The 13,541-nt window shown below is 72.0% G+C and carries 11 protein-coding genes; 8 read left to right on the top strand and 3 right to left on the bottom strand.

Translation table 11 applies throughout. The annotated features are described in order from the left end of the window. The first annotated feature begins 53 nt into the window (after positions 1-53). Positions 54-1,406, top strand: a complete 1,353-nt coding sequence (locus OG627_RS16020; RefSeq protein WP_329065635.1) for a serine hydrolase domain-containing protein — start codon at positions 54-56, stop codon at positions 1,404-1,406. A 51-nt stretch (positions 1,407-1,457) separates the two neighbouring features. On the opposite strand, the gene OG627_RS16015 is transcribed toward OG627_RS16020, so the two are convergent. From OG627_RS16015 to OG627_RS16005, 3 genes are read right to left on the bottom strand one after another with little or no spacing between them, the layout of a single operon-like run. Continuing rightward, entirely contained in the window at positions 1,458-2,198 is a 741-nt protein-coding gene (locus tag OG627_RS16015; RefSeq protein WP_329065633.1) for a DAK2 domain-containing protein, read from the bottom strand. Then, positions 2,195-3,247 (bottom strand): dihydroxyacetone kinase subunit DhaK, encoded by a 1,053-nt coding sequence (locus tag OG627_RS16010; RefSeq protein ID WP_329065631.1) that lies wholly within the window; start codon positions 3,245-3,247, stop codon positions 2,195-2,197. The genes OG627_RS16015 and OG627_RS16010 overlap by 4 nt, the downstream gene beginning before the upstream one ends. After that, positions 3,244-4,590, bottom strand: coding sequence for an MFS transporter (locus OG627_RS16005; protein ID WP_329065629.1), 1,347 nt, complete (start codon positions 4,588-4,590; stop codon positions 3,244-3,246). Before OG627_RS16005 ends, OG627_RS16010 begins: the two co-directional genes overlap by 4 nt. Before the next feature lie 312 nt (positions 4,591-4,902). Here OG627_RS16005 and OG627_RS16000 point away from each other — a divergent pair, with 312 nt between their 5' ends. The 7 genes from OG627_RS16000 (at position 4,903) to OG627_RS15970 (ending at position 13,522) form a co-directional block, all read left to right on the top strand. Then, complete coding sequence (locus tag OG627_RS16000) at positions 4,903-5,790, top strand: dihydrodipicolinate synthase family protein (RefSeq protein ID WP_329065627.1); 888 nt, start codon at positions 4,903-4,905, stop codon at positions 5,788-5,790. A 113-nt stretch (positions 5,791-5,903) separates the two neighbouring features. Then, a complete protein-coding gene (locus OG627_RS15995; RefSeq protein ID WP_329065624.1) occupies positions 5,904-6,602 on the top strand; it encodes a GntR family transcriptional regulator in 699 nt (232 codons plus the stop codon). Between the two features lie 388 nt (positions 6,603-6,990). Continuing rightward, positions 6,991-7,476, top strand: a complete 486-nt coding sequence (locus OG627_RS15990; protein WP_329065622.1) for a hypothetical protein — start codon at positions 6,991-6,993, stop codon at positions 7,474-7,476. Between the two features lie 281 nt (positions 7,477-7,757). Further along, a complete protein-coding gene (locus OG627_RS15985; RefSeq protein WP_329065620.1) occupies positions 7,758-9,749 on the top strand; it encodes a WD40 repeat domain-containing protein in 1,992 nt (663 codons plus the stop codon). Between the two features lie 10 nt (positions 9,750-9,759). Next, a complete protein-coding gene (locus OG627_RS15980; protein WP_329065618.1) occupies positions 9,760-11,736 on the top strand; it encodes a WD40 repeat domain-containing protein in 1,977 nt (658 codons plus the stop codon). A 47-nt stretch (positions 11,737-11,783) separates the two neighbouring features. Beyond that, on the top strand, positions 11,784-12,488 hold the full coding sequence (gene ribA / locus OG627_RS15975; protein ID WP_443073630.1) for a GTP cyclohydrolase II RibA: 705 nt from the start codon (positions 11,784-11,786) through the stop codon (positions 12,486-12,488). After that, positions 12,485-13,522, top strand: a complete 1,038-nt coding sequence (locus OG627_RS15970; protein ID WP_329065616.1) for a formylglycine-generating enzyme family protein — start codon at positions 12,485-12,487, stop codon at positions 13,520-13,522. Before ribA ends, OG627_RS15970 begins: the two co-directional genes overlap by 4 nt. The last annotated feature ends 19 nt before the right edge of the window (positions 13,523-13,541 follow it).

The following is a 13,541-nucleotide window of genomic DNA, read 5'->3' as shown; positions in this document are numbered from 1 at the left end:
CGCGCCCGAAGTTAGGGTGACGGGACCGACAGGACCGACAGGAAGGCGCCGCGATGCACGGACTGGAAGGTCTTGAAGGTCTGGAGGAGTTCTGCACGGGGGTGCTTCAGCGGCACGGCTGCGCCTCGGTCTCCGTGGCGGTGGCCGAGCGCGACGAGGTGATGCTGGCCGAGGCGTACGGTCTGGCGGACCGCGCAGCCGGGCGGGCCGCCACGGCGGACACCGTGTACGGACTGGCCTCGATCACCAAGCCGCTCACCGCCACCGCCGTCTGCGCCGCCGCCGACGAAGGCGAACTGGACCTGGACGCGCCGCTGCCCGGCGAGTACGGCGGGGCGACGCCGCCGTCGATCCGGCAGACCCTCCAGCACCGGGGCGGGTTCGGCGCCCACTACGACTGGCGCTACGGAGACGGCGACGGGGACGACGACAGCGCCCCCGCCCCGGCGATCCCGACGAGCTGGTACGCGGGACGTCTCTACCGCGAGCCCGGCACCGGCTTCGAATACGCCAACCTCGGCTACCGGGCGCTCGGTTCACTGCTGGGCGACCTCGACGAACAGATCGGCGCCCGGATCGCGCGCCCGCTCGGCCTGACCAGTCTCCGGGTCGGTCACACCCACCCGGGCCCCGGACCGACCGCCGTGCGCTACACCGCCGACGGCCGCGCGTACCCCGTCTGCCGCTCCGGCCACCCGGCTGCCGGAGCCGCCTGGGCGACCGCCTCGGACGTCGCGCTCTTCGCCCAGAACTGCGCCCGGCTGCTCACGCCCCGGACGGCGGCGGCCGTGTACGACGCCGTGCCGGTCGGCCCGGCCCAGGGGTACGGACTCGGCTGGAGCGTATCGAGCGGCGCCGGACCGCTCCTGTACAGCCACAGCGGCGGCATGGGCGGGGTCGGCAACATGGTCGTCCGGATACCCGAACACGACCGCGCCGTGGCCGTGCTCACCAACAGCACCGACAAGACGGCCCGCGACGCGATCCTGCGCCACGTCCTCGCCCGCGTCGCACCGGGCTTCGACCTCGCGGGACTGTCCGCCATCCCCGCCACCGGCCGCGCGGCGACCCTCCCGGAAGGGGGCTGGACCGGCCGGATCACGACCCGCGAGGGCGACCTCCCACTGACGGTCGACGTGCTGGCCGACCGACGCATCGAGGTACGCCTCGACGACGCGGGCACCGCCACCGTCCCCTTCGAGGCGTCGGCGGACTGGGACCTCCGGGCACTGCTGCCGCTCCAGATCCCCACCGCCGACGCCCGGATCGACAGCCCGCTGCTGGTCCTGGAACTCGCCCTCCGCCAGGACCGGCTGACCGGCGCGGCACGCGCGATGAAGAGCGGCGAGGGGACCGGCTGGCTCGGCAACTACCTCAGCCATCCGTGCGAGCTGACAAGAAACTGAGAGCCAACCCCGTCCACGACCGAGGCGCGCGCCACAGCGCCGCGCCGGAGTTCACCGTCCGCCGCCCGCCGGAGCCGCCGGCCCGCTCGTCACGGTGCCGAGCGCCGTCGTCAGGTGGTCGGTCAGTTCGCCGGCCGGCCGGTCCGCCGCCAGGGCGGCGGACCAGAACAGCAGCGCGATGCCCAGGGCGCCGGGGTCGGGTGAGCCGAGGGCGCGCTCGCCGACGTAGGAGGCGCGGCCGCGGCGGGCGCGCAGGGCGGCGGTCGACTGCGCGCCCTCCAGGGCGGCCAGGGCCACGTCCCGTACGTCCGCGCCCGCGTCCAGGGCGGTCAGGGCCGGGACCAGGGCGTCCACCAGGGTGCGGTCCCCGGGCTCCGCCTCGCCGACGCGCTGGATCGCGGCGAGGCCCTCGCGGACGCCGGAGCGCCAGGCCGCGCCGTTGTTGTCTCCGGCTTCGTGGTCTCCGGCGTCGTCATGCCCGGAGCCATGGTGTCCGGCGTCATGCTCTCCGGCTACCGGGGCGAAGGCGCGGGCGATCTCCTGGAACAGCAGTCCGATGAGCGGGCCGCTGGTCCCGCCCACCTCGTCCAGGAAGACCCGGGCGGCGACGGCGAAGGGCGGTTCGTCGGGGCACGCGTCCAGCGCCGTGGTGACGCGGTCGAGCCCCTCGCACAGGTTGTCGCCGAAGTCGCCGTCGCCGGAGAGCTGGTCGAGTGCGGTGAGGGTGTCCTGGGCGGTGTGCGCGGTCCGCGCGTAGAGGCGCAGGACGAGCCGCTGGTCGGTGGTCGTCATCGAACGGGCTCCTGTGCGGCGAGGGCAGGGAAGGCGGGGAGGTCGGGGAAGGCGGAGGGCGCGGGGAAGGCGGGGGTACGGGCCGGGGCGTGCCAGAAGGGCGCCCAGTCGTCGCGCAGCGCGGTGAGGGTGAGGGAGAAGCCGCTCATGTCCAGCGCGGGGACGAACGTCCCGACGAGCCGGCCGGCCACGGTCACCCCGCGTTCGTCCAGCAGCTCCGACACCCGCGCGTGGACCGCGTACAGCTCCAGCAGTGTGGTCGAGCCGAGGCCGTTGACCAGGAGGACGACCGAACGGGCCGCCTCCGAAAGCGAGTTGACCACCTGCTCGGTCATCCGGTCGATCAGCGCCTCGAATCCGGGGTGTTCCAGGGTCGAGGCGGCGCGCTCGCCGTGGATGCCGACGCCGTATTCGAGCGTCCCGTCCGGGAGTTCGAACGCCTCGCCGCCCCGAGACGGGGTCGTATGGGCGCGCGCGGCGACCGCGACGCTGCGCGAGGCGGCGGCGAAGTCCGCGCCCAAGGAGGCGAGTTCGTCCAGTCCGAGGCCGGAGTCGGCGGCCCCGCCGAGGAGTTTCTCCACGAGGACGGTGGCGCCGGTGCCGCGTCGGCCCGTCGCGGTCTCGGCGCTCTCGCTGGCGAGGTCGTCGTCGACGAGGACCCGGCGGACGGGCACGCCGTCGGCGCGCAGCCGTTCGGCCGCTATGCCGAAGTTGATGCGGTCGCCGGTGTAGTTCTTGACCACGTGCAGGACGCCGTCCGGGCCCGCGACGGCCCGGGACGCCTCGTACACCTGCCGGTTGTGCGGGGAGGCGAAGACGCGGCCGGGGACGGCGGCGTCCAGCATCCCCGGGCCGACGAATCCGGTGTGCAGGGGCTCGTGGCCGGATCCGCCGCCGGAGACGATGCCCACGCGCCGGGCGGGATGCCGCTGCCGTGCGGTGACGTACAGCGGGTCCTCGTGGAGTTCGAGCAGGCCGGGATGGGCCAGGGCCAGGCCGCGCAGAGCCTGCTCCACGGGGGTGTGGGCGGGCAGGAACAGACGGTTCACGGAACCTGGGTCCTTTCGGTGGGGTGCGGCGCCGCCGGGGCGGCCGTCGCGGTGGGGACCTCGCCCGCGCGCAGCCGGGTGGCGGCCAGACCGGAGACGACGGCCACACCGACGCAGTAGACGATCAGCCAGGACCAGTGGCCGCCGCCGACGGACAGCAGGGCCGTGCCGATGAGCGGGGAGAGGCCGCCGCCGAGCGTGGCGCCGATCTGCTGGGTGACGGACAGGCCGGTGTAACGGACGCTGACCGGATAGAGGTTGGAGAACAGGGCGCCCTGCGCGCCGTACATCGCGGCGTGCCCGACACCGAGGCCGAGGGTCATGCCCACGACGTACGCCCAGAACTGGCCGGTCTGGATCAGCAGGAAGAACGGTACGGCGAGGACGGCCTGGAACAGGGCCCCGGCCACGTACACCCGGCGTCTGCCGATGCGGTCGGAGAGGGCCCCGAAGAAGGGGAGCGTGCAGCACTCGACGGCACACGCGATCAGTACGGCGAGGAGCACCGGCCCCTTGGGCAGGTCGAGTTCGGTGGTGACGTACGTGATGGCCACCACGTAGTAGATGTTGAACAGGCCGCTCTCGGCGATCTTGGCGAGGACGGAGAGCACGACCGTGCCGGGCTGCCGGGTGAAGACCTCCCGTACGGGCAGGCTCTGCACCTCGCGCTTCTCGCGCATCCTGACGAACTCGGGGCTCTCGGTGATGTTCAGCCGCATCCAGATGCCGACTCCGACCAGCAGGATGCTGGCCAGGAAGGGCAGCCGCCAGGCCCAGGAGTCGTAGGCGCCCGAGGGCAGTACGCCGTCCAGGACGGAGACCAGACCCACCGGGATCAGGACGCCGGCGGGGGTGCCGATGTGCACGAGAGAGGTGAAGAAGCCCTGGCGGGAGGGGGGACTGTACTCCAGGGCCATGAGCACACCGCCCCCGTACTCGCCGCCCATGCCGAGTCCCTGGACGAGGCGGATGACGACGAGCAGGATCGGCGCGGCGATGCCGATGCTGTCGTACGAGGGCAGCAGGCCGATCGCGAAGGTGCCGAGGCCCATCATGAGCATCGTGATGACGAGGATGTTCTTGCGCCCGAGGCGGTCGCCGAAGTGGCCGAAAAGGACGCCGCCGAGCGGCCGGGCCGCGTAGCCGACGAAGTAGGTGGCGAACGCGGCGAGGGTGCCCACCAGGGGCGAGGCGTCGGGGAAGAAGACCTTGTCGAAGACCAGCGCCGCGGTGGTCGCGTAAAGGGTGAAGTCGTAGTACTCGACGGTGGTGCCCAGAGCGCTGGCGGTGACGACCTTGCGCAGGGAGGACCCTGAGTCGGAAGGCGGGGCCGGTACGGGCATGCTCGCTCCATTGCGATAGCGGCTCGAAGGACGCGGACGGTGGGTCGGAGATCGCGGACGGTGGGGTCGAAGGACGCAGTCGGTGGCTCGAAGGACGCGGACGGTGGTGCCCCGCGCGGTGTCGGTGTTCCGCCGCGCAGTCGGTGTGTTTCGTTGTGGCGTTCCCTCGCGGCCGGTGTGGTCCCTCCATGCTGCGGGGACGCCGACCGTGTCCGGAAAGTGGCGGTTCTCCTGACGAGGACGCCGTGCTAGCATCTGATGCATCAGACATTACATCCGCACTGTGCTTGCGGCAATACCCGGGAGATGCGCGTGAAGGACATCCAGCTCGGCGGGATGATTTCCACCGTCGTCACACCGTTCGACGCGAACGACGAGGTCGATCTCGATCTGCTGCGCGGCGAGGTCGCGTACCTCCTCGACCAGGGCGTGACGGCGATCTGCGCCTGTGGCAGCACGGGCGAGGGCCAGACCCTCTCCCTGGAGGAGAGCGCCGCGATCTGCGCCGTCGTCGTGGACGAGGTCGCCGGGCGCGTCCCGGTGATCGGCGGCGTCATCCAGAACTCCACGGCCCAGGCCAAGCGCTACTCGCTCGCGCTGAAGGAGGCCGGCGTCGACGCCCTCCAGGTCACCCCCGTGCACTACGTCTTCGCGCCCGCGCCGGAGGAGACCGTCGCGCACTACCGCGAGATCGGTGAGGCCACGGACCTGCCGATCGTGCTGTACAACGTGGTGCCGTGGGCACTGGTCCCGGTGGACACCATCGAGCTGCTGCGCGAGGTGCCCCAGGTCGTCGCGATCAAGCAGTCCGGCGGTGACATCCACCTGCTCGCCGACCTGCTGCACCGCATGCGCGACCGGTTCACCGTGCTCGCCGCCCTGGACGACCTGCACTACCCGGCCTTCGTCATGGGCGCGCACGGCGCGCTGGCCGCCATCCCCACCGTCACGCCGCAGCTCAGTGTCGAGCTGTGGGACGCCGTCCAGGCCGGCGACCACAAGAAGGCGCTCGAACTGCACGAGCGGATCCTCACGGTCTGGCGCGCCATCGACGCACCCAACCTGCCCGCCACGCTGAAGGCCGCGCTGGAGCTCCTGGGCCGCTCTCCCGGACTGCCGCGCCGCCCCTTCCGGCCCGCGAGCGAAGCCGAGCGGGAGCGCATCGCGACCGCCCTGCGAGCGGCTAATCTCATCGATTAGATGCTGTGTCCACGGCGCCGGTCCCGGTGCCGTGGACAGACGCCGGTCCCGGTGCCGGTGCCGGAAACGGTGCCGCAGCCGACCGTAGCGACCGTTGGAGAAGAAGGGCTCTCATGGCCACCCCGTCCGTCCGTAGCCGTCGCGGCACCACCTCCCTGGTCGTGGAGCCCATCTCCGAGCAGCTCTACTCGATCCTGTGCGAGCGGATCACCACCGGTGCGTACGCGCCCGGTTCCCGGCTCGATCCGCAGGCCATCGCCAACGAGTTCGGCGTGTCACGCACCCCGGTGCGCGACACGCTGGTGCGCCTGGAACACGACCGGCTCGTCGAGACGCGTCCGCGCTCCGGTACGTTCGTCACCCGGCCGACCCGGCAGGACGTCCACGAGGTGTGCCAGCTGCGCAAGGGCCTGGAGTGGCTCGCCACCGGGGTCGCGGCCGAGGTGATGCCGCTGGAGCAGATCGCCGACCTGCGGGACGAGGCCGTCACGGCGCTGCGCTCGGCCGAACAGGGCGACTACGAACCGTTCTTCGCGAGCGACACCCGTATCCACCACGAGATCACCACCAGCACCGGCAACAGCCGGCTGATCACGGCCCGCGAGTCGGTCGAGCCCTTCGTCTACTGGCTGCGCGTCCTCGGCGCCACCGGCCCGCACCGGCTCGCGGGCTCCACCCAGCGGCACCTCGAAATCCTGGACGCCATGGCGGCCCGCGACATCGCCGGCGCGCAGGAGGCCGCCGCCGTCCACCTCGCCGAGGTCGAGGAGTGGACGCTGGCAGACATGGCCTCCCACGACATCGTCACCTGAGCTTCCGCTTTTCCGTTTCCTCAGAGCCTCCGTTCCCCAGAGCCTCCGCTCCTCCGGGGCCCCGAGGGCCGGGCCCGCTGCCGCCCCGATGGGCCCCCGGCCCCGCTCCCGCCTCGATCGATCGCCGGGTACCGGCGCCGAGCCGCGTCACGAACTCCGAGGCCCGAACGGCCACCCCCGCACCTGCTCCGTACCCGTCCCCGTCCCGTTCCTGTGCCCGCCGTCGCGCTCCGTCCCGGCGGCAGGTTCAGGTAAGCCACGGGCGGACCAAGGTGAAGTCACGGACAGGAGTCGCACAGCAGCCGGACAAGGTTCGGACAATGCCCTGGTGACCCGCGTGCCGCGCCTCCTATACCGATCTGGAGCACTCGACCAACAGGAGGCACTCATGCGGAAATCCTTGCTGGCAGTCATCGCCGTCGGCGGCCTCGCGATCGGCGGAACGGGACTGGCCAAGGCGGGCGAGGGCACGGCCCCGGAGAGCGTGTCCGGAGCCAGTGTCCTGAGCGACGCGAACGGCGGAAGCGGACAGGCCGCCGCGCCTCAGGTGACCAACGCCGCGCAGGCCGCGGACCTGGTGCTGCGTCAGTCCGGCGGCGGCCGGGTCACCGGGGTGGGGCTGGCGGAGGAGGGCGGCCGCGCGGTCTGGAAGGTGGTGTTCGTCCTCGGCTCCGATCAGCGGGGGGCCACGGTGGACGCCCTCACCAAGGCCGTACAGAACACCGCCGCGGATCCTGCCGTCGCCGGGGCGGGCAGTGGCACCTTCGACGACGACTCGTCCTGCGACGACGACGATGACGACGACTTCGACGACGACGACGATGACGATGATGACGACGACGGTGACCGTCAGGGCGTCGAGGGCAGCAAGTAGCCACGGGACGGCAACCCGCCACGTCCACAGGCCCGTTACGCGGCCCGATACCCGGCCCGCTCCCCGGCCTGTTCCAGGGCCCCTCCTGCGGCCCGTCCCGTGGCGTGTCCCACGGTAAGCACCCGGCCGGCGATCTCCCCCACTGTTCGCCGGTCGGGGTCCGAAGCCGCTCGACGAAGCCGCCCCCGGCCCCGAACCAATCCGCCCCCCCAACCAGCCGCCCCCACCTCAATCCCGCCCCAACCCCACCCCACCCCACCCGAGGTCAGGACACCGTCATCGTGGAGCCGGCAGACCGCATCATCAGGATCGTGTACGCGGACGGCACGGGGCTCCTGGCCTCGGACGCCACCGGGCGCATCCACCTTCTCGACACCCGGCTCAGGGTCGTCAGGTCGTCCCCCTCCGTGCGGCAGGGCCGGCCGCTGTACGGTCTCGCCGTCGCGGCCGACGAGGGCTGGGTCATCGGCAAGGACCGGATGGGCGCCGTGTTCCGGTGGTCGCTGGACACACTGGAGCTGGTCGACCGGCTGGATCCCGCCACCGTGTGCGACCCCGCGATGCTCATCCCCAACGAGCATCCCTCTCCGGTGAGTTCACGCGGGATCGGCATCTGGGACGGCCGGGTGTATGTCACCAGCGGCTACCACCACCAGATGCTCGTACTCGACCTTCACACCTTCGAAGTCCTGGAGATACGGCCGAACATCTGCGGCGCGAGCCCCATGGAGTGGGCCTGCACCGAACACCCGACCCTGCACGCGGTCTCCGACAAGAAGGGCAACCTGCGGTTCGGTTCCTTCACCGACTGCGAGTTCCCCGATCTCGTGAAGCTGGACGACGGCAATATCCACCGGGTCAGATACGACGCCCGGCACGACCGTTTCTGGGCCACCCAGGACTTCGGCGCGGGCGAGAACGCCGACATCGCCAACGGGATCGTGATCGTCGGCGCGGACGGCGAGAAGCAGGACGAGTGCCTCTTCGCCCGCGACGACGTCGAGTTCGTCACCTTCTCCCCGGACCATCTGCGGGCCTACACGGGCGGGTTCGACGGCGAGCTGCACATCTTCGACAACACCGACCGCGCACTGCGGATCACCCGCACGGTGACCGGATTTCCGCACCAGCTCTCCGATCTGACCATCGGCGCCGACGCCGAGGTGTATGTGCTGTGCCAGGACGGCGAGATCGTCCAACTGGACGCGGACGGCGGCTTCGTACGCGCCATGGGCTTCCGGCGCCAGGCCGTGTGGGACATCCAGCCGTCGCCCGAGGACCCCACGACGCTGTACTGCGCCACCGACACCGGCGTGGCCGTCGTACAGGTACGGGACTCGGCCGCCGGGCCGATGCTGTGCGTCGAGGCGGAACACACCACCGGCTTCGGCTTCACCCGGCGGGTGGCGCCCGTACGCTCCGGCTGGCTGGGCATCACCCGTGACCACCGGGCCTTCCGCGCCGAGCGCGACGGCACCGTCCGGTGGAGCCGCGAACTGCCCGCCCTGCCGCACACGGTCGCGGTCAGCGAGGACGGCCGGCGCGCACTGGTCGCGACCAACGCGGGCGCGATCGAGCTGGACGCCTCGGACGGACGGCCGCTCGACGAGTTCGGCGTGGACGGACTGCCCATCTGGGCCGCCACCTACCTACCGGACGGCGACCGCCTGCTGATCACCAGAAACGGCGTGATCGTCGTGCTGGACCGCGCGGACGCGACCGTACGGTGGCGCTTCGACCAGGGCGAATACCCCAAGCGGCTGTGGATCCAGAGCGGCCGCGCCTATCTCACCGGAGACGGCGGGGTGAAGGAACTGGTCATCGGCCAGGGCGTGGTGGCCCGCTGGTCGAAGCTGTTGTCCAACACCATCGAGAACGCGGTGGTGAGCGACGGACTCGTCTGCGCGAGCTCGTACGGGATGCAGCTCGCCGGTTACGACTACACGACCGGGAAGTTCCTCGGCCTGGTCGAGGACCTGCCCGACTACCCCAAGGCCCTGTCGATGGTGCACGGCGCCGACGGCACGCCGTACCTCCTCGTCGGCTGCCGTACGGGAATGCTGTCGCTGCTCCGGCTCGAACGGACCCCGAAGAAGCTGCGGTTCGCCAAGCTGCGCGACCACTGGCTGTCCCGGCACCCGGCCGAGTTCACCCTGACCCACCACGACCACCCGCACACCGTTGATCAGGACCACGACCGCGACCACGGGCACACCGTCGACCCGGACCACAACTACTCCGCCGACCACGACCATGACCATGACCACGTGTGAGGGAAGCACCATGCGCACGATAGATCTGCGGCCCGACGAGACCGGCCATGCCGCCCCGATCACCCATGTCGCATTCCGGCCGGACGGCGAACGGCTCGCCAGCTGCTCGTACGACGGGACCGTGCTGGTGTGGGACACCACGGACCCGGCCCAGCCCCTGCCGCTGACCCGGCTGCGTCACCGCCGTCTCGTCAACGCCGCCGCGTGGAACCCCACCCGGCCGGCCCTGCTGGCCACGGCCTCGGCTGACAAGACCGTGGCGGTGTGGCGGATCCCCGACCACGGCCCGCACGAACTCGTGCAGGCGCTGGCCAGACACACCGACGACATCAACTCGGTGGCCTGGATGCCCGACGGCCGACGTCTGATCTGTGTCTCCGAGGACGGCCGGGCGACCCTGTGGGACACCGCTTCCGGCGCCTTTCTCGCCGAGATCAGCGCCCACGCGGCCCACTGCATGATGGTCTCGGTGAGCCGGGACGGACTGATCGCCACCGTGGGCGAGGACGGCATGGTCGCCGTGGGCGAACCGGGGCGTCCCGCCGAGGTGTTGACGCGTCACTACACCTCGTCCGTCGAAGGCTGCGCCTGGTCCCACTCCGGGAAGGTGCTGGCCGTCGCGCGCGACGACGGTGTGGTCATTCTGCTGACACCGGAGCTGGAGTGCCTGCGCACGGTGACGGTCTCCAGCTCGGCGGCCCGCTCGGTCGCGTGGGCGGACGACGACTCCTCCTTCGTCGTGGGCGCCTACGACGGCTCACTGCACTTCTTCGGTGTCGACGGGGAACGGATCCGGCGGGTGGACGACGCCCGGATGTGGCCCCGGTCGGTCGCCACGGCCCGGGGCCTGGTCGCTGCGGGCAGCTTCTGGAGCGGCCCTCATCTGCTGGACCTCGCCACCGGTACCCCACTCTCCGCCCCCGAACGGCCGGGGCACGGCGCGAACGCGCTGGCGGTCCTCGGGGACGAGCTGCTCATCGGGTGCGACTCGGGCAGCGTCCTCGCCATCGACATGGGTATGGAGGAAGCGGACGGTGAAGCGGACGGGACGGGCGGGACGGGCCACCCGCCGCCCTCGTCCCGGCCCCCGCGTCTGCTGGAGATCTCCGACAGCCCGGTCCTGTCGCTCGCCACCCGGGACGGCTCCGTCTACGCGGGTACGTACGCGGGGCACGTCGTCCGCCACGACGGCGAAGGCAACGACGGCGCACGACTCGACGGCGCACGCTATGACCGTCCCCACCACCGTGGCACACGCCTGGTCGGCGAGAGCCTCGGCGCCCCGGTGCCCTCCCTCTGCTTCGACGGCGGCCGGCTCGTCGCGGGCACCTACAACGGGGAGTTGATCGCCCTCGACCCGGCGACCCTCACCGAGACGGACCGGGGCGCGCCGCACGGCGGTTCGGTCAAGTCGCTGTCCGCGTTCGGCGGCGGCTTCCTCTCGGCGGCCACGGACCGTACGGTCGCGGCCGGGTCCCTGCACCACCGCGAAACGCTCTGGCAGCACGGGAATCTGGTCAACGCCGTGGCCGGGCTGAAGGGGCGCGTGGTCGCCTCCGCCTCCCGGGACCACACCGTCAAGGTCGGCCTGCTGACGGCGGGGGACGAGGGGCGGCGGGTGGAGCGTACGCAGACCCTGCTGGGGCCCGACGAATCCGTCAAGTGCGTTGCCCTGCTGGGTGATCCGAGCAGTCCGGTCGTGCTGGCCGGGTCGTACGACTTCGGCCTCTACGCCTGGCAGGTCGACTGGGACGACAGCGCGGGCACACTGGCCTCCGGCCGGCTGCTCGCCGAGTTCCGGCAGGGGCTGTCCTGCATGATCCGGCTGGACGACCGGCGCGTCGCGGTCGCGGGCTGGGACGGGCGGCTGCTGATCGTGGGGCAGGACCGGCGCGGCGGGGTCCGGGAACTGCGGTCGTGGGACATCGGCGAGCTGGTCGCGCTGGCCGATCTCTCCGCCGACGTCGGGGAGCGGGTGGCGAGTTGAGCACGAGCGAGGAAGTCCCCACCGACCGGGCACAGGCGGAGCCGCCGATACAGACGCAGCCGCAGACAAAGGTACGGGCACAGGTACGGGCACAGGTACGGGTACGCGCACGCGTCCCCGTCACCCTGGACCGCGCGCGCGGGCGGCGCGCCGAACTCGTCACCTTCCACGGGCTGCCCGACCCGGGGGAGCACCTGGCCTGCCTCGTACCACCACGCGATCCCGACGCCCCGCCCCTCACCCCGGACCTCGCCCCGCTCGGCCACCCGCCCGACGCCCCGCTCGTCCGGCTGCACAGCGAGTGCCTCACCGGGGACGTCCTCGGTTCCACCCGCTGCGACTGCGGTCCCCAGCTCGACGAGGCCCTGTGCCGGATCGCCGAGGACGGCGGGGCGGTGCTCTATCTGCGACAGGAGGGGCGCGGCATCGGCCTCTACAACAAGCTGGACACCTACCTGCTCCAGAACCGGCACACCGACACCTTCGAGGCCAACCGCCTGATCGGCCGGGGAGCCGACGAACGGGACTACGGTGTGGCCGCCGCCATGCTGCGCGCGCTGGACCTGAACCGGATCCGGCTGCTCACCAACAACCCTGAAAAGGTGCGTCAGTTGCGCGCCCATGGCATCGAGGTGACGGCCACCGTGGCGACCGGGCTGTATCTGACCGACGACAACGCCGGCTATCTGGCGGCCAAGGCGCACACGACGGGCCACACACTGGCTGTCGGCCCGCTCCGGGTACGGGCATGACGGCGCCCCGGGCCGCGACCGCGCCCCACTTCCGCGAGCAGGCCGCTCTGGCCGACCCGCGAGCACTGCGCCCCCGCCCCGAGGACGCGGCCAGGATCGCCGCGCTCACCCCGGCGGAACTGGCGGTCACCGTCGAGAATCCCGCCGAGCCCCTCGCCGTACGCCTCGCGGCGGGCGGCCTGCTGGCGCTGGTCGGGGACCCCCGTACCGAGGGCGCGCTGCCCGTCACCCGGGCGGTGCCCGGTGGCACCGTACGGATCGGGCTGGAGCCCGGGCACCTCGACGCCGTGACCGACGCGTGGGCCCGGGTGGGGGTGGAGCGGGAGTGGATCGAGAAGGAGACCCCGGCCCACACCGTGGAGCTGGCCGACTACTGGATCGGCGCCTATCCGGTCACCAACGCGGAGTACCGCGCCTTCCTGGCCGCCACGGACCGCCTCAGTTTCCGTGACCGGCTCGACCGCCACGACCGGCCCACGACCTGGTATTTGGGCGCCTATCCGTACGACCGTGCCAACCACCCCGTCGCGGGGGTACGCCCCGAGGACGCCGACGCCTACGTCTCCTGGCTGTCCGAGCGCACGGGGCACCCCTGGCGGCTGCCCGGCGAGGCGGAGTGGGAGTACGCGGCGGGCGGGCCGCTCGGGCTGGAGTTCCCGTGGGGCGACGCCTTCGACCCGGCCGCCGCCAACACCAGGGAGGCGGGTGTCCACACCACCACTCCGGTGGGTGCGTTCCCGGCGGGCCGGTCGCCGTTCGGCGTCTTCGACCTGGGCGGAAACGTGGAGGAGTTCGTGGCGGACACCTACCGCCCGTACCGGGGCGGCCGGTTCGTGGCGGACGATCTGGCCGTGGCCCCGCTGCCCGACGGCACGGCCCGGGAGTACCGGGTGGCGCGTGGCGGCAGCTTCTCCCGCTTCGGCGACCTGGCCCGTACCCGGCGCCGCCACGGCGCGTTCCCCAGCCCTCTCTACCCGGTCGGCTTCCGGCTCGCGACCGGCACGAGGCCGCCGCACCAACCGAAGGAACAGTGAACCCGTGCCCGTACCCGTG

The organism is Streptomyces sp. NBC_01429 (assembly GCF_036231945.1).
GTDB lineage: Bacteria > Actinomycetota > Actinomycetes > Streptomycetales > Streptomycetaceae > Streptomyces.
The sequence above is the reverse complement of the archived record's forward strand: the minus strand, read 5'-3'. Positions and strand labels throughout refer to the sequence as shown.

What these genes read in the sequence shown, in the direction of transcription:
- OG627_RS16020 (WP_329065635.1), top strand. Translation starts at nt 54, where the DNA reads ATGCACGGACTGGAAGGTCTTGAAGGTCTGGAGGAGTTCTGCACGGGG.
- OG627_RS15990 (WP_329065622.1), top strand. Translation starts at nt 6,991, where the DNA reads ATGCGGAAATCCTTGCTGGCAGTCATCGCCGTCGGCGGCCTCGCGATC.
- OG627_RS15970 (WP_329065616.1), top strand. Translation starts at nt 12,485, where the DNA reads ATGACGGCGCCCCGGGCCGCGACCGCGCCCCACTTCCGCGAGCAGGCC.
- OG627_RS15995 (WP_329065624.1), top strand. Translation starts at nt 5,904, where the DNA reads ATGGCCACCCCGTCCGTCCGTAGCCGTCGCGGCACCACCTCCCTGGTC.
- OG627_RS15980 (WP_329065618.1), top strand. Translation starts at nt 9,760, where the DNA reads ATGCGCACGATAGATCTGCGGCCCGACGAGACCGGCCATGCCGCCCCG.
- OG627_RS16015 (WP_329065633.1), bottom strand. Translation starts at nt 2,198, where the DNA reads ATGACGACCACCGACCAGCGGCTCGTCCTGCGCCTCTACGCGCGGACC.
- OG627_RS16005 (WP_329065629.1), bottom strand. Translation starts at nt 4,590, where the DNA reads ATGCCCGTACCGGCCCCGCCTTCCGACTCAGGGTCCTCCCTGCGCAAG.